At 68.8% G+C, this 21,777-nt stretch carries 22 protein-coding genes; 15 read left to right on the top strand and 7 right to left on the bottom strand.

Annotated features, from left to right (window positions below):
• Positions 1-6: 6 nt before the first annotated feature.
• From KCG34_RS11940 to KCG34_RS11910, 7 genes are read left to right on the top strand one after another with little or no spacing between them, the layout of a single operon-like run.
• Positions 7-1,017 carry an alpha-ketoacid dehydrogenase subunit beta gene (locus tag KCG34_RS11940; RefSeq protein WP_211940567.1) on the top strand — a complete coding sequence of 337 codons (1,011 nt, stop codon included), beginning with the start codon at positions 7-9 and terminating at the stop codon, positions 1,015-1,017.
• Between the two features lie 33 nt (positions 1,018-1,050).
• Positions 1,051-2,268, top strand: coding sequence for an aromatic ring-hydroxylating oxygenase subunit alpha (locus KCG34_RS11935; RefSeq protein ID WP_211940566.1), 1,218 nt, complete (start codon positions 1,051-1,053; stop codon positions 2,266-2,268).
• On the top strand, positions 2,265-2,801 hold the full coding sequence (locus KCG34_RS11930) for a VOC family protein (RefSeq protein ID WP_211940565.1): 537 nt from the start codon (positions 2,265-2,267) through the stop codon (positions 2,799-2,801). Before KCG34_RS11935 ends, KCG34_RS11930 begins: the two co-directional genes overlap by 4 nt.
• Positions 2,798-3,577 (top strand): glucose 1-dehydrogenase, encoded by a 780-nt coding sequence (locus KCG34_RS11925; RefSeq protein ID WP_211940564.1) that lies wholly within the window; start codon positions 2,798-2,800, stop codon positions 3,575-3,577. Before KCG34_RS11930 ends, KCG34_RS11925 begins: the two co-directional genes overlap by 4 nt.
• 17 nt (positions 3,578-3,594) lie before the next feature.
• On the top strand, positions 3,595-4,599 hold the full coding sequence (locus KCG34_RS11920; RefSeq protein WP_211940563.1) for an NADP-dependent oxidoreductase: 1,005 nt from the start codon (positions 3,595-3,597) through the stop codon (positions 4,597-4,599).
• Between the two features lie 10 nt (positions 4,600-4,609).
• The gene (locus KCG34_RS11915; protein ID WP_211940562.1) at positions 4,610-5,416 is read left to right on the top strand and encodes a ThuA domain-containing protein; all 807 of its coding nucleotides are present in this window, start codon (positions 4,610-4,612) and stop codon (positions 5,414-5,416) included.
• Positions 5,413-7,596: a molybdopterin-containing oxidoreductase family protein gene (locus KCG34_RS11910; protein ID WP_211940561.1), complete on the top strand. Its 2,184-nt coding sequence runs from the start codon at positions 5,413-5,415 to the stop codon at positions 7,594-7,596. Before KCG34_RS11915 ends, KCG34_RS11910 begins: the two co-directional genes overlap by 4 nt.
• A 12-nt stretch (positions 7,597-7,608) precedes the next feature.
• Here KCG34_RS11910 and KCG34_RS11905 read toward each other — a convergent pair whose 3' ends face one another.
• Positions 7,609-9,189 (bottom strand): fatty acid--CoA ligase, encoded by a 1,581-nt coding sequence (locus tag KCG34_RS11905; protein ID WP_211940560.1) that lies wholly within the window; start codon positions 9,187-9,189, stop codon positions 7,609-7,611.
• A gap of 150 nt (positions 9,190-9,339) precedes the next feature.
• Here KCG34_RS11905 and KCG34_RS11900 point away from each other — a divergent pair, with 150 nt between their 5' ends.
• Both KCG34_RS11900 and KCG34_RS11895 read left to right on the top strand, forming a co-directional pair.
• The gene (locus KCG34_RS11900; RefSeq protein WP_211940559.1) at positions 9,340-9,753 is read left to right on the top strand and encodes a Zn-ribbon domain-containing OB-fold protein; all 414 of its coding nucleotides are present in this window, start codon (positions 9,340-9,342) and stop codon (positions 9,751-9,753) included.
• 15 nt (positions 9,754-9,768) lie between these two features.
• Positions 9,769-10,911 carry a thiolase family protein gene (locus KCG34_RS11895; RefSeq protein WP_211940558.1) on the top strand — a complete coding sequence of 381 codons (1,143 nt, stop codon included), beginning with the start codon at positions 9,769-9,771 and terminating at the stop codon, positions 10,909-10,911.
• Here KCG34_RS11895 and KCG34_RS11890 read toward each other — a convergent pair.
• From KCG34_RS11890 to KCG34_RS11875, 4 genes are all read right to left on the bottom strand, one after another.
• Positions 10,908-11,252 (bottom strand): putative quinol monooxygenase, encoded by a 345-nt coding sequence (locus KCG34_RS11890; RefSeq protein WP_211940557.1) that lies wholly within the window; start codon positions 11,250-11,252, stop codon positions 10,908-10,910. The genes KCG34_RS11895 and KCG34_RS11890 overlap by 4 nt on opposite strands.
• A gap of 4 nt (positions 11,253-11,256) precedes the next feature.
• Positions 11,257-11,667 carry a nuclear transport factor 2 family protein gene (locus KCG34_RS11885; RefSeq protein ID WP_211940556.1) on the bottom strand — a complete coding sequence of 137 codons (411 nt, stop codon included), beginning with the start codon at positions 11,665-11,667 and terminating at the stop codon, positions 11,257-11,259.
• A 91-nt stretch (positions 11,668-11,758) separates the two neighbouring features.
• Entirely contained in the window at positions 11,759-12,640 is an 882-nt protein-coding gene (locus tag KCG34_RS11880) for an alpha/beta hydrolase (protein WP_211940555.1), read from the bottom strand.
• Positions 12,637-13,182: a DinB family protein gene (locus tag KCG34_RS11875; RefSeq protein WP_211940554.1), complete on the bottom strand. Its 546-nt coding sequence runs from the start codon at positions 13,180-13,182 to the stop codon at positions 12,637-12,639. Before KCG34_RS11875 ends, KCG34_RS11880 begins: the two co-directional genes overlap by 4 nt.
• Before the next feature lie 253 nt (positions 13,183-13,435).
• On the opposite strand from KCG34_RS11875, the gene KCG34_RS11870 reads away from it, so the two are divergent.
• On the top strand, positions 13,436-14,260 hold the full coding sequence (locus KCG34_RS11870) for an alpha/beta fold hydrolase (RefSeq protein ID WP_211940807.1): 825 nt from the start codon (positions 13,436-13,438) through the stop codon (positions 14,258-14,260).
• Position 14,261: 1 nt separating this feature from the next.
• Here the strand turns inward: KCG34_RS11870 and KCG34_RS11865 are convergent, their stop codons facing one another.
• Entirely contained in the window at positions 14,262-15,644 is a 1,383-nt protein-coding gene (locus KCG34_RS11865; protein WP_211940553.1) for an aminotransferase-like domain-containing protein, read from the bottom strand.
• 84 nt (positions 15,645-15,728) lie between these two features.
• Between KCG34_RS11865 and KCG34_RS11860 the strand changes: the two genes are divergently transcribed.
• From KCG34_RS11860 to KCG34_RS11845, 4 genes are all read left to right on the top strand, one after another.
• A complete protein-coding gene (locus tag KCG34_RS11860) occupies positions 15,729-16,202 on the top strand; it encodes a DUF983 domain-containing protein (RefSeq protein ID WP_211940552.1) in 474 nt (157 codons plus the stop codon).
• A gap of 78 nt (positions 16,203-16,280) precedes the next feature.
• Positions 16,281-17,300 (top strand): ligase-associated DNA damage response exonuclease, encoded by a 1,020-nt coding sequence (locus KCG34_RS11855; protein WP_211940551.1) that lies wholly within the window; start codon positions 16,281-16,283, stop codon positions 17,298-17,300.
• Positions 17,300-18,892: a cisplatin damage response ATP-dependent DNA ligase gene (locus KCG34_RS11850; protein WP_211940550.1), complete on the top strand. Its 1,593-nt coding sequence runs from the start codon at positions 17,300-17,302 to the stop codon at positions 18,890-18,892. The genes KCG34_RS11855 and KCG34_RS11850 overlap by 1 nt, the downstream gene beginning before the upstream one ends.
• A gap of 52 nt (positions 18,893-18,944) precedes the next feature.
• Positions 18,945-20,318, top strand: coding sequence for a M28 family peptidase (locus KCG34_RS11845; RefSeq protein ID WP_211940549.1), 1,374 nt, complete (start codon positions 18,945-18,947; stop codon positions 20,316-20,318).
• A 6-nt stretch (positions 20,319-20,324) separates the two neighbouring features.
• Here KCG34_RS11845 and KCG34_RS11840 read toward each other — a convergent pair whose 3' ends face one another.
• Positions 20,325-21,266 (bottom strand): hypothetical protein, encoded by a 942-nt coding sequence (locus KCG34_RS11840; RefSeq protein ID WP_211940548.1) that lies wholly within the window; start codon positions 21,264-21,266, stop codon positions 20,325-20,327.
• Positions 21,267-21,437: 171 nt separating this feature from the next.
• Between KCG34_RS11840 and KCG34_RS11835 the strand changes: the two genes are divergently transcribed.
• On the top strand, positions 21,438-21,716 hold the full coding sequence (locus KCG34_RS11835; RefSeq protein ID WP_211940547.1) for a metal/formaldehyde-sensitive transcriptional repressor: 279 nt from the start codon (positions 21,438-21,440) through the stop codon (positions 21,714-21,716).
• The last annotated feature ends 61 nt before the right edge of the window (positions 21,717-21,777 follow it).

Below are 21,777 nucleotides of genomic sequence, written 5' to 3'. Positions count from 1 at the left end.
GCCAGTATGCCCAAGAAGACCTATCTCCAGGCCATCAACGAGGCGGTTCGCCTCGAGATGCAGCGCGATCCCCGTGTCATCGTCCTCGGCGAGGACGTGGCCGGCGGCCAGGGAGCCTCCGGCGAGGCCGGCGGGATCGGCAGCGTGTTCGGGCAGATGAAGGGCCTGTATCACGAATTCGGGCCTGAGCGCGTGTTCGACACGCCGATCTCCGAAAGCGCGATCATCGGCGCTGCGGGCGGGGCGGCGCTGACGGGGCTCAGGCCTGTGGCCGAGATCATGTTCGTCGACTTTGTCGGTGTCTGTTTCGACCAGATCTACAACCAGATCGCCAAGTTCCGGTACATGTTCGGCGGCAAGGCCAAGACGCCGGTGGTGATCCGCGCCACCGCGGGCGCCGGCTTCCGCGCCGCGGCCCAGCACAGCCAGACCCTGCACCCGCTGTTCACCGCCGTGCCCGGCCTGAAGGTGGTGATGCCGTCCAATCCGTACGACGCCAAGGGCCTGCTGATCCAGGCGATCCGCGATGACGACCCGGTGATTTTCCTGGAATCCAAGTTCCTGTTCGGCTCGGAGGGTGAGGTGCCCGATGAGGCCTATCGCATCCCCTTCGGCGAGGCGAACGTGGCGCGGGAGGGCCGGGACCTGACCCTGGTGGCGCTGGGGGCCATGGTTCCCCGCGCGCTCGCCGTGGCCGAGGCGCTGGCCAGGGACGGGGTCCAGGCCGAGGTGGTCGACCCGCGCACGACCTCGCCGCTGGACGAGGACACGATCTTGGAGAGCGTCGAAAAGACCGGCCGCCTGGTGGTGATCGACGAGAGCCCGCCGCGCTGCTCCATGGCCTCGGACATCGCCGGCATGGTGGCCGACCAGGGCTTCAAGTTCCTCAAGGCGCCGATCAAGCAGGTCACCTGCCCGCACACGCCCGTGCCGTTCGCGCCGAGCCTCGAGGACGAATACCTGCCCTCGCCGCAGCGTATCGAGAAGGCCGCGAGAGCGGTGCTGAACTACGCCTGACGTCTTGGGGGCCGCCCCAGTGGGAGGAACGCGATGACCAGCCTGGAACAGCGGATCGAGGAGACCCGGCGAAGCATCAACCGCCGGATCGTGGGGCACATCAGGAACGGCACCAGCGACCTGGCGGATGGTGCGATGCGCAACAGCGTCGCCGTCTATACCGACCCGGCCCGGCACGCGGCCGAGCGCCAGAAGCTGTTCCGGGAAACGCCGGTGGTGGCCTGCCTCTCGGCCGATCTGCCGAGCGCCGGGTCGTTCCGCACCTTCGACGAGACCGGCGTGCCGATCGTCGTGGTCCGCGGCCGGGACGGAGAGGTGAGGGCGTTCCTCAACATCTGCACCCATCGTGGCGCGCGGCTGGTGCGCGAGGCGGAGGGACAGGCCAGGCTGTTCACCTGCTGGTTCCACGGCTGGTCCTTTGCGAATGACGGCAAGCTGGCCGCCGCCCCCGAACGCGAGCGCTTCTGCGACGCCGTCGACGAGCGCGACCACCTGATTCCGGTTCCGGCCGCCGAGCGCCATGGCCTGGTCTTCGTCCAGGCGACGCCGGAATCCGCCATGGATATCGACGCCCATCTCGGCGACTTCGGCCCTCAGCTCGAGCTCCTGCGCCTGGACACCGCCCAGCGCGTCAAGGCCGGCGTCCTACCGGTCAAGGCCAACTGGAAATACGCTCTGGACACCTACGGCGAGGGCTACCACTTCGCCGCCCTGCACAAGCAGACCTTGGCGCCGAACTTCCGAAATGACATCACCGTCTATGACCGCTATGGCCCGCATCACCGGGTCTCGTTCGTCAGCCGCGACATGGAGGCCTGGCTGGACAAGCCCGAGGGCGAGTGGGGCAAGGGCGTGGCGCTGGGGGGCATCCACTACATCTTCCCCAACACCGTGCTGTTCGCCGGCAGCGTCTCGCCCGGCAAGGCCTATTACACGACCTTCCGCCACTTCCCCGGCGAGCAGGTCGGCGAGACGGTCACCCACAAGACCATCTATGCGCCCCGCGGCGTCTGGGACGAGGCCTACCGCAAGGAGGTCGAGGCGGCCTATGACGCCACCGCCTTCGTGGTGGAGACCGAAGACTATGTGGTCGCGGCCGAGGGCTGGCGAAACCTCGCCGCCATGCCGCCGGGCAGCACGGTGGTCTACGGGCGACAGGAGGTGGCCTTGCAGAACCAGCACCGCGCCATCGCCGCGGCCATCGGCATGCCGCTCCCCGAAGTCGGGCCGGTTCGCGAGGCGGCGGAATGAAACGCGCGCCGATCACCGGCCTCGGCGAGGTCATGCAACTGGCCTATGTGCCCGCCGATTTCGACGCTGCGCTGGACTTCTGGTCCCGCACCATGGGGGCGGGGCCGTTCTTCGCCCTCGATCACGTGAAGCTCGAAGAGGTGAAGGTCGACGGCGTTCCGGCCGAGATCGATTTCTCAATGGCGCTCGGCTACTGGGGCGATCTGCAGATCGAGCTGATCCGCCAGCACAACGATGCGCCTTCGATCTACAAGGCCTGGCGCGACGAGGGCCGCGAGGGCTTGCACCACGTCTGCATCCTGACCGAGGACATGGCCGAGGCGCGCCGCGTCTGCGCCGCGGCTGGGGCTCGCGTGCGCCAGGAGGGCAAGGTGCCGGGCGGCGGCGAGGTCATCTATGTCGACGCCGGCGGCGGGCCCGGGACCATGGTCGAGATCCTCAAGCCTGCGCCGGGCGGGCGCGAGTTCTTCGCCATGATGCGCGATGCCGCCCGCAGCTGGGACGGCTCGGATCCTCTGAGGAGGCTCGGATGAGCGGACGGCTTTCGGGCAAGGTCGCCCTGGTCACGGGCGCGGCCTCCGGCATTGGCGCCGACTGCGCGCGCCTGTTAGCCCGGGAAGGCGCCCGCGTCGTCGTCACCGACGTGCAGGCTGAAAAGGGAGGGGCGGTCGCTGCGGAGGTGGGCGGCGATTTTGCACTGCACGACGTCGCCGACGAGGCGCAATGGACCTCGGTCATCGGCGGAATCGTGGAGCGTCACGGCCGCCTCGACGTGCTGATCAACAATGCCGGGGTATTCGTTCCGCAGACCATCGAGGACTGCGAGCTCGAGACCTGGAACAAGGTGCTGAGCGTCAACCTGACCGGGGTGATGCTGGGCTGCAAGCATGCGGTCCGGGCCATGAAGTCCAATCCTGGCGGCCCCAAGGGCTCTATCGTCAACGTCTCCTCGATCACCGGCTTCATCGGCCTGGCCTCGGCGGCGGCCTACACCGCCTCCAAGGGCGGCGTGCGCCTTTTGACCAAATCCGTGGCCGTGCACTGCGCGCGCAGCTATCGCGACATTCGCTGCAATTCGCTGCACCCCGGCGCCATCGATACGCCGATGAACCAGGCGGCGTTCGACGCCAGCGGCGACCCCGAGGGCACGCGGGCCTTCTTCAGCTCGGTGCAGCCCATCGGCCGCATGGCGAGCAGCCTTGAGATGGCCAATTGCGCCCTGTTCCTGGCCAGCGACGAGGCGAGCTTCGTCACCGGAACCGAACTCGTGGCCGACGGCGGCTGGCTTGCCGCGTCCGGCCCGCTCTGACCTGAAGGAAATTGTCCATGTCCCCCGTCAATCGACAGTGGCTGATCAACGGCCGCCCCAACGGCCGCCCGCTGCAGGACGACGACTTCAAATGGGTGGAGACGGCCCCGCGTGAGCCGGCGCCGGGCGAGGCGCTGGTCCGCACCCTCGCGCTCAGCTTCGACCCTGCGCAAAAGGGCTGGATGGAGAACATCGGCGGCTATGTCGCCCCGACCGAGATCGGCGAGGTGATGCGCGGCTCGGGCGTGGGCGAAGTGGTCGCGTCGAACGCCCCGGGACTCGCTGTCGGCGACAAGGTGACCGGCATGCTGGGCTGGCAGGACTATGCGACCTTGCCGGCCAAGGACTTGACCAGGGTCCCTGGCGACGAACTGCTGACCGCCAATCTCGGTGTGCTCGGCACCACCGGCATGACCGCCTTCTTCGGCCTGAACAAGATCGGCAAGCCCTTTCCCGGCGACACTCTGGTGGTGACGGGCGCGGCGGGCGCCACCGGCTCTGTGGTCGGGCAGATCGGCAAGCTTGCGGGCTGCCGCGTCATCGGCGTCGCCGGCGGCGAAGCCAAGTGCCGCTGGCTGGTGGACGAACTCGGCTTCGATGCGGCGGTCGACTACAAGGCCGGGAGCGTGCGCCAGCAGCTGAAGGACCTGGCGCCCCAGGGCGTCGACATCCTGTGGGACAATGTCGGCGGCTCCATCTTCAACGACCTGCTGGCCCAGCTGGCCCTGCATGCCCGGGTCGTGGTCTGCGGCGGCATCTCGCGCTACGAGCTCGGCAAGATGCCGGCGGGGCCGGAGAACTACTTCAACCTGATCTTCAAGCGCGCGCACATGGAGGGCTTCATCGTCCTCGACTATGCGTCGGAATATCCCTGGGCCCGCGAGCGGATCGCCGGTTGGATTCGGCAGGGGCGCCTGCGCTACAAGGAGGACGTCCAGCACGGTCTGGAGAACGCCCCGCGCACCCTGATGCGGCTGTTCGCCGGCGAGAATTTCGGCAAGCAGCTCTTGAAGATCGCGTGAGGCCGCAGCCATGCCTGTGGTGCGCTATGGCCAGCCGCTGAACGTGATGGTGGCCGCCAAGGGCCACCCGTACCAGCGCGACCCGTTCATGGCGATGTTCGACGATCTGCCTGGCGTCGCCTGCACCCTGGTCGAGCAGCCGCTGGCCGCACGGCTGATGAACCCGGACGGCATGAAGGGCTTCGACGCCCTGGTGCTCTACGACATGCCGGGCCTGGACTTCGGCGCCGCGGACCGGCCGGCCTATGTCGAGCCCGACGAGGCCTTCAAGGCCGGGTTCCTGGCCCTGCTGGACCGGGGGATTGGCGTCGTCGCCCTGCACCATGCGATTGCGGGCTGGCCGGCCTGGCCCGAATACGCCGAACTCCTCGGCGGCCGGTTTCTCTACAAGCCGGGGCCGCTGCTCGGGAGCCTCAGGCCCGATTCCGGCTATCGGCACGACGTCGTGCACACGGTCGAATTCGCCGATCCCGGCCATCCCGTCGTGTCCGGCCTGCCGCAGAGCTTCGCGCTGACCGACGAACTCTATTTGTTCGAGGTGTTCGAGGACCTGGTGACCCCGCTCCTGCGCTCAGGTCACGCCTTCACCCGTGACGGCTTCTATTCGGCGAGCCAGGCCGTGGCTGGGCGCATGTTCTCCAACGAGGGCTGGGCGCATGCGGACGGATCGAACCTGGTAGGCTGGACCAAGCGGGCGCGGAACAGCCCCTTGGTCTATCTGCAACCCGGCGACGGCCCATCGACCTACGCCGACCCGAACTATCGCCGGCTGATCGAAAACGCGATCCGCTGGGCCGCAGCGGAGGCGCGCGCATGAAGCTCGACCTTGAGTGCAGCCACACCATCTGCCGCGCCTGCCACGCCCAATGCGCCCTGGTGGTGGAGATGAAGGATGGAGTCCCAGCCAAGCTCTACGGCGATAAGGACAATCCGATCTATCATGGCTTTTCCTGCATCAAGGGGCGTGAGCTCGCCGCCTATCACACCGCGCCATCGCGCCTGTTGAAGTCGCTGAAGCGACAGGACGACGGCGGCTTCGCCCCGATCGGTTCGCAGGCGATGATGGACGAGATCGCGGCGCGGGTCGGCGATCTGGTCGCGCGCCACGGTCCGCGGTCGGTGGCGCTCTATATCGGCACCCACGGCTACAACAATTTCGCCAGTTCGGCCTTTGCGAACGCCTTCCTGAAAGCGATCGGCTCGCCGATGAGCTTCACCAGCGTGACGATCGACCAGCCGGGCAAGGCGATCTCGCTGATGCTGCACGGCGCCTGGCTGGCCGGGACGCCGACCATCGAGCACTGGGACGTGCTGACCCTGGTGGGCTCCAACCCGATCGTCTCGATGAACGGCGGGCTCGGCATGAACCCGGCCCGCCAGCTGCACCAGGCCCGTCAACGCGGGATGAAGCTGGTGGTGATCGACCCTCGCCGCACCGACTGCGCCGCCCAGGCCGATGTTCACTTGGCGGTGAGGCCAGGGGAGGACCCTGCGGTCCTGGCGGCCATCGCGCGGGAACTGATCGCCTCCGGCCGCTTCGACCGGGACTTCGTGGAGGCCGAGGCTGATGGGCTGCAGCGGCTCTCGGAGCAGCTTTCGCCCTTCACCCCGGAGTTCGCCGCAGCGCGCGCCGATGTCGATCCGGATGCTATCCGGCGCGCGGCGCTGATCATCGGCGAGGCCCGCCGCGGGGCGTTCAGCGCCGGCACCGGGCCGAACATGGCCGGCCGAGGCAATCTGACCGAGTACCTAGTCAAGACCCTGATGACCTTGAAGGGCTTCTGGCGCCGGGCCGGCGAGGAAGTCGCCAATCCTGGCGTCCTGATCAAACCCGCGCCGGCCATCGCCGCCTCGCCCGGCCCTGCCAAGGCCTGGGACCTTGGCGAAAGGCTGCGGGTTCGCGGCCTCGCCCAATGCGCTGCGGGCCTGCCGACCGCCGGCCTGGCCGAAGAGATCCTGACGCCCGGCGAGGGGCAGGTGAGGGCGCTGTTCGTGCTCGGCGGCAATCCGGTGCTGGCCTGGCCCGACCAGTTCCGCACCGTGGAGGCGATGAAGGCGCTGGATCTGCTCGTCACCTTCGACCCGCACCTGTCGGCGACGGGCAAGCTGGCCCACTACGTGGTCGCCCCGACGCTTCCGCTCGAGGTCTGCTCGCCGACCGCGCTCAATGAGATGCTGGGTAACTTCGGGCCAGGCTGGGGCTTCCAGCGACCCTACGCCCAGTGGGCCGAACCCCTGATGGCGTCGCCTGAGGGCTCGGACGTGCTTGAGGAGTGGGAAGTCTTCCACGGCCTGGCGGCCCGCCTGGGCAAGCCCCTGACCATAGCTTCGGTGAGCTTGCTGGACCCTGCAGAGGCCGCAGCCCAGGCGACCACGGTGGCGCCCGGCGAGCCTCTCGACAGCGAGAGGGTCTGGGCCATGCTGCTGAAGGGCGCGCCCGTTCCCTTCGAGGACGTCCGCCGGGCCACCGAGGGGCGCCTGTTCGAGCGCCCGCGGACCCTGGTGGCGAAGAAGCCGGAGGGTTGGACTGGACGGCTGCAGATCGGCGCCGCGCCCATGATGGACGAACTGGCCGCGATCGCCGCCGAAGCGCCGGCCGATGACCCGTTCCCCTATCGCCTGATCTCGCGTCGGCTACGCGACGTCCTGAACTCGTGCTGGCATGAGATGGACAGCCTGAAGCGGGCGCAGGCCACCAATCCCGCTTACATCCACCCCGAGGACATGGCCGCCCTGGGCCTCGCCGCCGGCGACATTGTCGAGATCGAAAGCGCCTACGCCGCCATCCGCGGGGTGGTCGAGCCCGCGCCGGATGTCCGCCGCGGCTGCCTGGCCATGACCCACGCCTGGGGCGCGGCGCCGGGCGAGGACGACGACCCACGCATCGCCGGCGCCAATACAGGACGCCTGACTCCGGTGGACCGCGACTTCGATCCCTATTCCGGCATTCCGCGCATGAGTGCGATCCCGGTCCGGCTGAGGCGGATCGAGATCTGAGACCTTTTGGTCTCAGTTCACCCGCCGCTCGATCCCGGCCCAGTAGGGCTCGCGCAACTCGCGCCGAAGGATCTTGCCGGACGGGTTGCGGGGCAGGGCGTCGATAAAGTCGATGCTCTTGGGCGCCTTGTAGCCGGCGATGCGCTCGCGGGCCCAGGCGATGATCTCGGTCGGGCTCGGATCGGCGCCCGGCTTTCTCACCACCACCGCCTTGACCGCTTCGCCCCAGCGCTCGTCCGGCACCCCGATCACCGCCACGTCGGCCACCGCCGGATGGCCGAAGATGGCGTTCTCCACCTCGGCCGGATAGACGTTCTCTCCGCCGGAGATGATCATGTCCTTCACCCGGTCGTGGATGTAGACATAGCCGTCTTCGTCCAGATAGCCGGCGTCGCCGGTGCGCAGCCAGCCCTCGCTGTCGATGGTCCTGGCGGTGGCGTCAGGCAGGTTCCAGTAGCCGCTCATATTGGCGGCCGAGCGGGTGGCGATCTCGCCGACCTCGTGCGGTCCGAGCCGGCGGCCGTCCTCGCTGAGGATCGCGATCTCGACCCCGGGCAAGGGCTTGCCGGCCGAGCGCATGCGCGGATTGCCCTTGGGGTCGTGATCCTCTGGCGGCAGGGCCACGATGGTGCCGGTGGTCTCGGTCATGCCATACATCTGCACGAAGCCGCAGCCGAACACCTCCATGCACTCCTTCAGCAGGTCGAGCGGGATCGGCGAGGCGCCGTAGAGCAGGTATTTCAGGCACGAGAAGTCGACCTCGCGCGCCCGCGGCTGGCGGACCACGATCTGCATCGCCGCCGGCACCATGAACATCTTGGAGATGCGGTCGTTCTCGATGAAGTCGAGCACGCGCATGGGATCGAATTCCCGCGCGATCACTCCCTTGGCCCCGTTGTAGAGGCCCATGATGCCCCAGCCGGTGCCGCCGATGTGGAAGACGGGCATGGCCACCAGCGAGACGTCGTCCGCGCTCCAGCGGTTCCAGGCGGTGTCGGCGGCCAGCTGCGCGGCCCTGGGCTTGAGCAGGGCGCGGTGGGAGAGCATCGCGCCCTTGGGATGGCCTGTGGTGCCGGAGGTGTAGAGCTGGATCGCGATGTCCTCGTAGTCCACGCGAACCGCGGGATCGGCGTCTGGCTGGCTGTCGCGCCAGGTCTGGAAGTCGGGCCAGTCCGGCGCGCCGCCTTCGACGGCGATCACATGGCGCACGGTGGACAGCTCTGGCAGCAGTTCGCGCGCCTGGTCGATGAACTCCGGGCCGACGAACAGCACCTTGGCGGCGGCGTCGCCGACGATATAGCGGACCTCGGGCGGCGCCAGTCGCCAGTTGATCGGAGCCATGATCGCGCCGGCCTTGGCAGCGCCGAACAGGGCCTCGAAATAGCGGTCGGTGTTCTTGCCCAGATAGGCGATTCGGTCGCCGTTCCCTACGCCCAGCGCGGTCAGGCCATTGGCGACCTGATTGGTATGCCGGTCGAATTCGGCGAAGCTCGTGTTGCGGCCTTCGAAGGAAAAGGCGACAGCCTCGCCGCGCGCACGCGCCTGCGCCCTGACCACGTCCCCCAGCGAGCCCAGCTCAGCGGCGTCCACCATGAAAATCCACTCCCTCGGGTTTCGCCTCTTATCGGGCGACCAAAACAATCTGACCGGACTGTATAAAACAAAGCTGACTTTTTTATACGGTCGGCTATGGTCCTCAGGCAAGCCGGGCGTCAGAAAACCGGCGTCGGAGAGGACAAAAGCATGGGCGCCGTAGCGATCGCCAATGGCCTTTTCACTATGGGCGAGGCGCCCCGCCTGATCGGCGGTCGGCGCAAGGATGACGACCGGATCGTATTCCCGATGCCCACCGGCGCTGAAGGCGCACTCTACGAACCTGTGGAGCTGTCTCCGCGGGGAGCGCTCTGGTCCTTCACGGTGCAGCGCTTTCGTCCCAAGTCGCCGCCCTACGCGGGCGACGACGACGAGCGCAGCTTCAAGCCCTTCGCGCTCGGCTATGTCGAGCTGCCGGGCGAGGTGATCGTGGAGGCCCGTCTGCTGACCGACGACTTCACGAGCCTCAGAATCGGCCAGCCGATGGATCTGGTGCTGACACCGTTCCGCAAGGCCGCGGACGGCTCCGATGTCCTGACCTACGCCTTTCGTCCAGCCGCCTGAAGCCGGAGCCCAGACATGACCCACGTCCATATCGTCGGCGCCGGCATCCATCCCTTCGGCCGCCATGATGACAAGTCGGGCCTCGACCAGGGTGTCTTCGCCGTGCGCGAGGCGCTGGCCGACGCGGGTGTCGACTGGACGCAGATGCAGTTCGCCTTCGGCGGCTCCTCCGCCGCCGGCAACGCCGACGCCGCCCTGCCGCGGCTGGGCCTGACCGGGGTGCAGTTCATCAATGTCGCCAACGGCTGCGCCACCGGCGGTTCGGCGCTCCTGTCGGGCTACTGGGCGATCAAGTCGGGCGAGTTCGACCTCGGTGTCGTGCTGGGCTTCGACAAGCATCCCAGGGGCGCGTTCAATCCCTCGCCCGCCGACTGGGGGCTGCCGGACTGGTACGGCGAAACCGGCCTGATGCTGACGACCCAGTTTTTCGCCAACAAGATCACCCGCTACATGGCGCTGCACGGGGTCAGCCCGATGACCCTGGCCCTGGTGGCCGAGAAGGCGTTCGAGAACGGGGCCAAGGCCCCCCATTCCTGGCGCAAGCAGCCGGTGGACGCCGAGACCATCCTGACCAGCCAGATGGTCTCCGATCCCCTGACCAAGTTCATGTTCTGCTCGCCGGCCGAAGGCGGGGCGGCGCTGATCCTGGCCTCGGACCGCAAGATGCGCGAGCTGGGCCTTTCCGGGCCGAAGCTGCGCGGCGCGGCGGTGCGCACCCGGGTGAACGGCTCGTTCGAAGTGTTCTCGCCGTCGCTGGACATCGAGCGGGGGCCCTCGCCAACCGAACTCGCCTCGAAAGCCGCCTATGAAATGGCCGGGGTCGGCCCGGCGGACATCAGCGTCGCCCAGATCCAGGATACCGAGAGCGGGGCCGAGGTGATGCACATGGCCGAGAACGGCCTCTGCGCCGACGGTGAACAGGAGCGGCTGATCCGGAACGGCGAAACCCGCCTCGGCGGGCGCTTGCCGATCAACACCGATGGTGGATGCCTGGCCTGCGGCGAACCGATCGGCGCCTCTGGCCTGCGCCAGGTCTATGAGAATGTGCAGCAGCTGCGCGGCCGGGCCGCCGGTCGCCAGGTCGAGGCGCCGCGCTTCGGTTACAGCCAGGTCTACGGCGCGCCCGGCCTGTCGGCCGTGGCTATCCTCGAAGCTTAGCCGGTAAAGAAGTCGGCGCGCGGTCGGCCCTCGGGGTCGTAAACGGGTTCGACGTGATCGACCCGGTATTTGCGCGTGACCGCCCCGATCAGGCCGCAGCCGGACAGATGCGCCAGCATGCCCTGATAGGGCTTGCCGGCCAGGTGGGCGGCGAGATCGGGCTCGGATTCCCACTCTTCGAAAACGTGCACTCGGCCCGGACGATTGATATCTGCGGTCCAGGCGTAGTGCACGCAGCCCTTTTCTGCGAGCGCCGCCTGGATCAGCTCGCGGGCGCCCGTCAGGGCGCGTTCGCGGGCTCCGGGCTCCAGGTCGATCTCGCCGGATATGACAATGCGCATCAGGTCAGCCCTCGGCCGTGTCGTGCAGGATCCGGTATTCGCGCCGGCGGAACAGCCAACGGCCATCCTGTTTCACCAGCTCGTCGTCGTAGGCGCCGACGATGCGACGCACGGCGCCGTTCGGGTCGGTCAGGACTTCTTGCGTGTAGGTCCTCGCCGCGGCGGCGTCGCCTTCCACGGCGATCGATCCGACCTGGACGAACAGCGCCGCGAGCGGGAAGCTCGCCATAGCGGCCTGCCAGGCCGCCTTGATGTTGTCGCGGCCAGAGACCTCGATCCCGGGCAGGCTCCAGGTCGAGCCCTCCGCCCAATTGCCGATCCAGGCGTCGGCGTCGCGCCGAAAGACGGCGTCGCTATAGGCCTCGATCCGCTCGCGGATCGCCAAGCGGTCGCCATCGCTGCCTTCGAACGCCATGGTCTGAGCCTCCCTGCCCCGACCATAGGCGACAAGAATAAACAATCAAGACGGTTTGTTTTGATGGGCCCAGCGTTCGCCGACGCCCTTCCTAGCCGAAGCCCTTGTCCGCCAGCCAGCCGCCCAGGAGGTCGATCCAGCGGTCGGAGGGCAGGCCCTGGCGCACCATGCCGAAGCCGTGCGCGCCGCGGGCGAAGATATGCAGTTCGCACGAGCGGTCGGCCGCCGACCAGTCCAGATAGAGCCCCTCGACCATGTGGAACAGCAGCCGGTCGTCGTGGGCGATGACGGTGAACAGGGGCGGGGCGTCGGCCGGCACGGGGCGCCCGCGCGTCTCGCCGCCATAGATCGGCGCCAGGAAGGCCGGTGGCGGGCCTTGCGGGTCAATCGCCACGTCCACGACCAGGAAGGCGCCGGCGGAAAAGCCGATCATGCCCACCCGGTCGGGGTCCAAGCCGTATTCGGCGGCGCGCTCGCGCACGATCGCAAGGGCGCGGCGGCCGTCGTCCGCAGCGACTTCGCGGGCATAGCGCAGCTTCTCGTCGCGCACGATCTGCTCGATCGCCGTCGGCGCCTTGGCCGCGGTCAGCGGCTCGGCCAGCAGGCCGTCGGTCTGGGCCATCTGGGCGGCGAAGGCGGCCGGGTCCGCCGCTGTGGGCGAGACACGGTATTTCAGAAGGAAGGCGGTGTAGCCGCGTTGCGCGAACCATTCGGCGACGTCGGTTCCCTCGTGTTTCCAGGCCAGGATGCGCCAGCCGCCGCCGGGACAGACGACCACGGCCGAGCCGTTTGCCTTGCCCGGCTCCGGGCGATAGACGGTCAGGGTCGGCTTGGAGACGTTGCGCAGCATAACCGTGCCGGCCGCCACGCCGACCGGGGGCTGGAAGGTGCTTTCGGGCGGCGCGCCCTCGATGGTTCGCGGCGGGCCGGCGGGCCACAGGTGGATCACCTCGTTCCGATCGCCTGGCGTCACGATATCCCCTCCTTGCTGGCGTTTCCGCTGCGGGTCGGCCCGTCGGCCATCCCCTCCCGCACCTCCCGCACGAAGGTCGTCACCATGTCCGGCGCGCCGGACAGGCCAAGGTTTTCCAGCATCTTGCCGACGGCGCCGCGGTGAGAGGCGCTGTGCGTCAGCACGTGCGCCAGGATCTCGCTGCGGGTCATCCGGCCGGCCTGGCCGTCTGAGACGAAGGTGAATTCTAGGGTCTCGTCCAGTTCTGCAGCCGTCACCCGCCCGGCATAGTCGACATACCAGGCGTCGGTCTCGGCGAGGGTCTGGGCCAGGGTGTCGAGATCCGGCCGGCGGCTGGCGACCACGCCGCTGAAACCGGGCTCTTCGCCCACAAGCCGCGCCTTGAAGATCTGGTCGACGATCGCCGTGTGGTCGAAGGTGAACAGCATGACCGCCATCTGCGTCCGGTCGACATCGCCCGGCGCGGCGCGCAGGGTCTCGACCAGACGCCGACCGCACCAGGCCTTGTGCTGGAACAGCTGGACGAGGAAAGCGTTCGGCATCTGGCTACGGGCCTTCTGGCTTCGGTGGAAGTCTAGCGGCGAGGCGGCCCGAAGACCAAGGGGGGCGTCTTCCGATTGACCGATCCCTGAGCGACCGGCGCCACGGTATTGGCGCTTCGGTCGGCTGGACGCGACTCGCGCCGCTTTCGTCATGACCCTGTCGCGCTCCAGGGCCTAGCTAGAGCCGTTGATGAAATGGATTTCGGCCGGCGTCCTGCAGCCGCGGCCCGCAACCCCTCTCGAGGACTTCGCCATGCCCCATGTGACGACCAAGGACGGAACCGAGATCTTCTACAAGGACTGGGGATCGGGGCAGCCGATCGTGTTCCATCACGGCTGGCCGCTGTGCGGCGACGACTGGGACGCCCAGATGATGTTCTTCCTGAACCATGGCTATCGGGTGATCGCCCACGACCGCCGCGGTCATGGGCGATCGACCCAGACCAACAACGGCAACGACATGGACACCTACGCCGCCGATGTCGCGGCGCTGGCGACGCATCTCGGCCTGCGCGACGCCATCCACATCGGTCACTCCACCGGCGGCGGCGAGGTCGCCCGTTATGTGGCGCGGTACGGCGACGGGCGGGTGGCCAAGGCGGTGCTGATCGGGGCGGTGCCGCCGATCATGCTGAAGACCGAGTCCAATCCTGGCGGCCTGCCGATGGCGGTGTTCGACGGATTCCGCGCCGCCCTGGCCGCCAACCGGGCCCAGTTTTACCGCGATGTGCCCGAGGGGCCGTTCTATGGCTTCAACCGCCCGGGGGCCAAGGTCTCGCAAGGGGTGATCGGCAACTGGTGGCGCCAGGGCATGATCGGCGGGATCAAGGCGCAGTATGACTGTATCAAGGCCTTTTCCGAGACCGATTTCACCGAGGACCTGAAGGCCATCGACTGCCCGGTGCTGATCCTGCACGGCGACGACGACCAGATCGTGCCGATCGAGGATTCGGCGCTGTTGTCCGCCAAGCTGGTGCGCCATGCGACGCTGAAGGTCTATCCGGGCTTGCCGCACGGGATGTGTACGACCCATGCGGAAATGATCAACGCCGACTTGCTGGACTTCATCAAGGGGTAGGTCAGACCACCATCGGCCGCGCCGCCGGCCCCCGACCCACCAGGCCGGCCAGGGTCTGCAGCGACTGGGCCAGCACGGCCCGCTTGGCCGGGCCGCCCAGGGAGACGCGCACGCCGTTCGGATGGCCCGGGCCGGCGGAGAAGGCCTCTGCGGTGACCAGGGCCAGACCCCGTTGCTGCGCCATCAGCCTGAGTTGGCCGGAATCGGTTCCTGCGGGCAGGTCCAGCCAGACATGCAGGGCCTCGTCGGCGCCGCGGGCCCGGGGCAAAGTCTCGCGGGCGATCGCCCGGCGCGCGCGGGCCTCGCGCCGCACGCCGGCCAGGATGGCTTCGGCGGTTCCTTCGCGGATCCAGGCGGTGGCCAGGGCGGCCATCAGGGGTGGCGCCATCAGCCCGAGCGCCCTCAGGCTCTCGGCGCAGCGCTCGGACGCTTCGCCTGCGGGCGCCATCAGATAGGCGATGCGCAGGCCCGGCGTCAGGCACTTGGAGAGGGTGGCGATATAGACGCCACGTGTCGGCGCCAGGCCGGCCAGGGCGGGGGCCGGGGCGTCGAACAGGCGGCTATAGGGGTCGTCCTCGAACAGCCAGGCGCCGGCCGCCTCGGCTATGGCGGCGATTTCGCGCCGGCGGGCCAGGCCCATGGTGGCGCAGGTCGGGTTCTGGGTGGTGGGGACCAGATAGATCGCGGTCGCTCGTTCGTCCGCGCATAGCCGCGCCAGGGCCTCGGGCTGGAAGCCTTCGTCATCGACCGGGCAGGGGATCATGCGCAGACCGTAGCGCCCGGCGATGGCGATCAGGCCCGGATAGGTCAGAGGCTCGACGATCAGGGCGTCCCCCGGCCGGGCGAGGGCCTGCAGCGCCGCCGCCAGGGCCGTCTGCGCGCCCGGCGCCACCATCAGCCGCTCGGGCGGAACATCGCCCAGAACCGGCGCCAGCCAGGCCGCCCCGGCCGCCTTCTGGCCCAGGGTCCCGGCGCCCGGGTGATAGGCCATCAAGGTCGCCGCGTCGGTTCGCGCCAGTATGGCGTCGACCCCCGCCCGCAACTGCGCACCCAGGGATATTCCGTCCGGCGGCGGCGGCAGGTTCATGCTGAGGTCCACTAGCCCCGCCTCGTCCTCGGCCGCCCGGCCGCGGACGAAGGTGCCGCGGCCGACCGCGCCTTCCAGAAGCCCGCGGGCACGCGCCGCGCCATAGGCCCGGGTGACGGTGGTGAAATCGATGCCCAGGGCCTCGGCCACCGCCCGCTGCGGCGGCAACTGGTCGCCGGGCTGCAACTCGCCCTCGCGCACCGCCGCCTCCAGCGCCTCGGCTATGGCCAGGTACAGAGGTCGGCCGTCGCGGGTCAGGCGCTTCAGCCAGCGCAGCGAGGCGGCGTCCAGGGGCATGGCCTTGCATTTCTCCACACAAAAACATACAATCACAAAATATTGTATGCGTACAATTTTTCATTGTATGGAAGGGCCTGCGCCATGTCCAACGGCTTCGACTCCCCCACCTCCCTCTCCGCGGGCCTGCGCTGCCGCTGCCCGCGCTGCGGCGAGGGCCGCCTGTTCGCCGGCTATCTGAAGCTGGCCAAGGCCTGCGACCATTGCGGCCTGGACTACGGCTTCGCCGACCCGGCCGACGGCCCCGCCTTCTTCGTCACCACCGGGGTCAGCCTCTTGGTGATCGGGGTCTGGCTGTGGGCGGCGGTGGTCTATGACCCGCCGGTCTGGCTGCAGTTCGCCCTGGTCATGCCGGCCCTGATCGGTGGCTGTCTCGGGACCCTGCGGCCCGTGAAAGCCTGGATGGTGGCCGAGCAGTTCACCCACAAGGCCGGCGAGGGGCATTGGGACGATCTCGGCAGCCATGGCGTCGGCGGCTTCACCTCCGACCGCCGCCATGCCGAGGTGGTCAACCGGCCGGCGGCCCAGTGGACGGATCTGGCCGGCCCGGCGGGGTAAGACTGCTGACACGCGCCTCTGGCGCCCGCCGCCGGACTGGCCCATGTCTTGCGGCGTGACGCCAAGCGAGCTGCTGATATGGCGCTGAGCCCCGAAGCCCTGCTGGTCCCCCGGCGGGAGGGTCTCTATTGCCCGCCCGGCGACTTCTACATCGACCCCTCACAGCCTGTCGCCCGCGCGGTGGTCACCCACGGCCACGCCGATCACGCCCGCTCGGGCCACGGCCTGGTGGTCGCCACGGCCGCGACCCTGGACATCATGCGCCTGCGCTATGGCGAGGGCTTCGCCGAGACGACCCTGGCCGCCGACTATGGCGCGCCGGTCGCCCGCGACGGGGTCGAGGTGACCTTGGTTCCCGCCGGCCACATCCTAGGCTCGGCCCAGGCCGTGGTGCGCTGGAAGGGCATGAGCATCGTCGTCTCCGGCGACTACAAGCGTCGCCCCGACCCGACCTGCGCCGCTTTCGAACCCACACCCTGCGACGTCTTCATCAGCGAGGCGACTTTCGGGCTGCCGGTGTTCCGTCATCCTCCGGACGGAGAGGAGATCGGCAAGCTCCTGGCCTCGCTGGCCCAGTTCCCCGAACGCGCCCACCTGGTCGGCGCCTACGCCCTGGGCAAGGCCCAGCGGCTGATCGCGCGCCTGCGTCAGGCGGGGCACGACCGGCCGGTCTATGTCCACGGGGCCATGACCGGGATCAACGGCGTCTACGCCCGCCATGGGATCGAGCTTGGGCCGCTGGTCCCGGTGGCCGAGACCGGCCGCATGGGCCTGGCGGGCGAGATCGTCATCGCCCCGCCCTCGGCCATAGCCGACCGCTGGAGCCGCCGCTTCGCCGACCCGGTGACCGCCTTCGCTTCGGGCTGGATGCGGGTGCGCGCCCGGGCCCGCCAGCGCGCCGTCGAACTGCCGCTGGTGATCTCGGACCACGCGGACTGGGACGAGCTGACGAACACCATAGCCGAGCTGCGTCCCGGCGAGCTGTGGATCACCCACGGGCGCGAGGAAGGACTGGAGCGCTGGGCGGCGCTGAACGAAATCGCCGCGCGGCCGCTGGAGCTGGTCGGCTATGGCGACGAAGGCGGCGAGGCCGGCTGATGCGCGCCTTCGCCGAGCTTTTGGACCGGCTGTCGTTCACCGCCTCGCGCCACGCCAAGCTGGTGCTGGTGCGCGATTATCTGCAGACCACGCCGGACCCCGACCGCGGCTGGGGCCTGGCGGCCCTGACCGGCGCCCTCAGCTTCGAGGCGGCCAAGCCGGCCTTCATCCGCAAGGCGGTGGAGGCGCGGGTAGATCCGGCCCTGTTCGCCCTGTCCTACGACTATGTCGGTGACCTGGCCGAGACCGTGGCGCTGATCTGGCCCACGACGGAGGCCGGCGCTGAGGAGTTGAGCTTGTCCCAGGTGGTCGAGGCCCTGCGCGCCGCCTCGCGCAGCCAGGTCCAGCGCCTCCTGGAGACCTGGCTCGACCGGCTGGACGCCAACGGCCGCTGGGCGCTCTTGAAGCTGATGACCGGCGCCCTGCGCGTCGGGGTCTCGGCGCGGCTGGCCAAGCAGGCCGCCGCCGATATGGCCGGCGTCCCGGTCGGCGAGGTCGAGGAGATCTGGCACGCCCTGACCCCGCCGTACGAGCCGCTGTTCGCCTGGCTGGAAGGCCGCGGCCCACGCCCGGACCCGCAGGGCGCCGGCCGCTTCCGACCCGTGATGCTGGCCCAGCCGGTCGACGAAGCGGCGGATTTCCCCAAGCTGGACCCCGCCGACTACGTGGCCGAATGGAAGTGGGACGGCATCCGCATCCAGGCGGTTTCGGAGGGGGGCGTGCGGCGCCTGTTCACCCGCACCGGCGAGGACATTTCGGCGACCTTCCCCGATGTGGTCGCGCTCCTGGACACCGAAGCAGTGATCGACGGCGAGCTGCTGGTCATGCGCCAGGGCCGTGCAGCCTCTTTCGGCGACCTGCAGCAGCGGCTGAACCGCAAGAGCGTCGATGCGAAGCTGATGGGCGCCTATCCGGCAGGGGTTCGCGCCTATGACCTCCTGGCGGAGGGAGAGGAGGATCTGCGCGCCCTGCCGTTCATGGACCGGCGGATGAGGCTGGAAGCCCTGATCCACCGGATCGGCTCCGACCGGCTGGACCTTTCGCCTCTCGAGCCCTTCGACAGCTGGGAGACCCTGGCCGCCCTGCGCGCCGACCCGCCCGAGGGCGAGGCCCGGATCGCCGAGGGGCTGATGCTGAAGCGGCGCAGCTCGGTCTACGAGGCGGGCCGGCCCAAGGGGCCCTGGTTCAAGTGGAAACGCGACCCGCACCTGGTGGACGCGGTTCTGATGTACGCCCAGCGCGGCCACGGCAAGCGCTCCAGCTACTATTCCGACTTCACCTTCGGCGTCTGGAGCGGCGAGGCGCTGACCCCGGTGGGCAAGAGCTATTTCGGCTTCACCGACGAGGAGCTCTTGGCCCTGGACCGCTTCGTGCGCGAGCATACCGTCGAGCGCTTCGGCCCGGTGCGCGCGGTCCGCGCCGACGCCGGCTTCGGCCTGGTGCTGGAGATCGCCTTCGAAGGCCTGCAGCGCTCGACCCGGCACAAGTCCGGCGTAGCCATGCGCTTTCCCCGCATCAACCGCATCCGCTGGGACAAGCCCGCCGCCGAGGCCGACCGGCTGGAGATGCTGGAGGCGATGTTACCGCCTTGAAATGTGTGATTTTTTGCGGGCGCGGCGCGCCCGGCTCGGCTAAGCGTGGAGCATGATCCAGCCCCGCATTTTCGCTCCCGCCCTCGCCGTCCTGGCCCTCGCCGCGCCCGCCGGCGCCGCCGAGACCGGCGACCATCCCCTGCTGCATCAGATCGCAGGCGAGATCAGCCCTGCACAGATGAAGGCGACCATCGGCACCCTGGTCGGCTTCGGAACGCGCCACACCCTGTCCGACACCCGTTCCGACACCCGCGGCATCGGCGCCGCCCGCCGTTGGGTGAAGAGCCGCTTCGAGGCGATGGCCAAGGACTGCGGCGGCTGCCTGGAGATCCAGACCCCGGCCCAGACTGTCACCGGGACCCGCGTTCCAAATCCCACCGAGGTGATGGACGTGCTGGCCATCCAGCGCGGGAGCGAGGACCCCGACCGGGTGGTGATCATCGCCGGTCACTTGGATTCGCGGGTCAGCGACCCGATGAACGCGACCTCCGACGCACCGGGCGCCAATGACGATGGTTCGGGGACGGCGGCGGTGATGGAGGCCGCGCGGGTGCTGTCGCGCCACAAGTTCCGCGCCACGATCGTCTACGCCGTGCTGTCGGGCGAGGAGCAGGGCCTCTATGGCGGCAAGATCTTGGCCGACTATGCCAAGAGCCGCGGCTGGCGGGTCGAGGCGGACCTGAACAACGACATCGTCGGCAATACCGAGGGGCTGAACGGCGTGCGCGACGCCGCCCACGTGCGCGTGTTCTCGGAGGGGACCAAGGCGGTCGAGACCCCGGAGCAGGCGGCCAAGCGGCGCTACAACGGCGGCGAGGTCGACTCGCCCTCGCGCAACCTCGCCCGCTTCATGGACGGGCTGGCGACGCGCTATGTGAAGGGCCTGTCGGTGACCATGGTCTATCGCACGGACCGCTACGGGCGCGGCGGCGACCAGGTGCCGGTGCTTGAGGCCGGCTATCCGGCGGTGCGCGTGACAGAGACGCGGGAGAACTACAACCGGCAGCACCAGGACATCCGCACCGAGAACGGGTTGCGCTATGGCGACGTGCTGTCGGGGGTCGACTTCCCCTACCTGGCCAAGGTCGGTCGGCTGGACGCGGTGACCCTGGCCGCCTTGGCCCAGGCCCCGGCGCCGCCCGAAGGGCTGAAGATCGACGGCGCGGTCTCGGACGACACCAAGCTTTCCTGGAGCGCTTCGCCAGGCGCGGGCGCCTATCGAGTCTGGTGGCGGGCCACCACCGAGCCGCGCTGGAGCCACTCGAAGGCGGTCGCGGCGGGAACCGAGGCGACGCTGAAGGACGTGATCATCGACGACTGGTTCTTCGGCGTCGCCGCGGTCTCGCCGGACGGCTGGGAGAGCCCGGTCGAATTTCCCGGCGCGGCCGGCTCGTTCCTCAGCCCGCCGCCGCAACCGGCGAAATAGGCCGCCTCAGCCGAACACCTCGGCCACGGTCTTGCTCCGCGCGCCATCGGTCAGGCTGCGATAGATGGCGGCTGGGGGCGTCAGCCACAGCGGGATCAGGAATGAGTTCATCACCGCCATAACCAGCCAGGAAACGACCATGCCAGGCGTCACGCCGCCGGCGAGGACGCTGGGGTCCGGCCGGATATACATCTGCAGGAAGTTGCTCTTGAGGCCAGGGATCAACGATAGCGCGCCGATCAGCACCATGGTCACCAGATAGAGGATGATGGTCAGGACCAGCACCAGAAGCGCTGTGCCGATCAGCGGCCACACCCGGCCCTTGGTCAGGCGCCATGAACCGAACAGGTCCACCTGCTGCTTGTCGAAGGTCAAGGGGGAGGCCAGGCTGAACCGTGCGGCGACAAAGATCAGGCCGCCGAAAACCGCGAAGAAGTCCAGCATGCCGACCAGAGCGGCCAGGATCGCGCCACCGCCCTGGCCCGCGCCTGCGGTCGCAACCCCGGTCATCGCAGCGATCAGGACGAAGACCAGAATGCCGGCTATGTAGATGCCGAACATGATCACGACATAGAGCAGCATCAGCAGGAACTGGCGCAATTCGTCCCCGCCGAAGCGCAGATAGCCGAACCGGTCGTCTTCCGGCTTGAGAACCGCCCGGTCCATGGCCGCATAGACGACGGGATAGAAGGCGAGCGTGAACAGCATCATCAGCCCGTACAGCGGTGCGAGATGTCCCAGCGCCCGCAGGCTGGCCGTCGGATCGGGTTTGGAAGCGCCCGTCGTCTGCAGCGCCGCTAAGGCCGGCGCCATCTGCGTGAAGGTGAGCAGCGAAAAGCCGACCGAGATCACGCAGTTGACCGCGACCCAGACTCCGAACGCCTTGGGCCGCTCCCTGACCAACTTGAAGCCCGCGAAAGCCGCGTCCGACACCGAAAAGCTGGCCATGGTTCCTGCGCCCCCGCGCTGCACGCGGCTCTCAAGGCCGCCACAGCCATGGAGCGTATTCCACAAATCTTCGCCGGCATAGCCGGAAGCTTGACTGTGGAGGCGCCCTGGCCCCTGGCGCGCGGCCAGCCTATAGGGGGACAAGGCTCACAGGATCACGCAGTCCCGCCCATGGCCCACATCGCCAACGAAAAGACCAAGCTTCTGCACCGCCTCAAGCGCCTGCGCGGCCAGATCGACGCTATCGAGCGGCTGGTGGAGAGCGACAGCGAATGCGCCCGGGTGCTGCAGCAGGCCACCGCCTGCCGTGGGGCCCTGGACGGCTTCATCGGCGAGGTCATTGAGGACCACATCCGCGAGCACCTGGTCGATCCTGACGCCCCACGCTCGGACCCCCGCGTTCAGGCCGCGGAGGAGCTGGTGGCGATCGTCCATTCCTACCTGACCTGACGGCCCGAGGCCTCGCCGCGCCGCAACCCTTTGCCGCTTCAAGGTGTTCGACCTTGGGCTC

The organism is Phenylobacterium montanum, assembly GCF_018135625.1.
Lineage (GTDB): Bacteria > Pseudomonadota > Alphaproteobacteria > Caulobacterales > Caulobacteraceae > Poindextera > Poindextera montana.
Note: the sequence above shows the minus strand (reverse complement) of the source record. Positions and strands in the feature narration are given on the sequence as shown.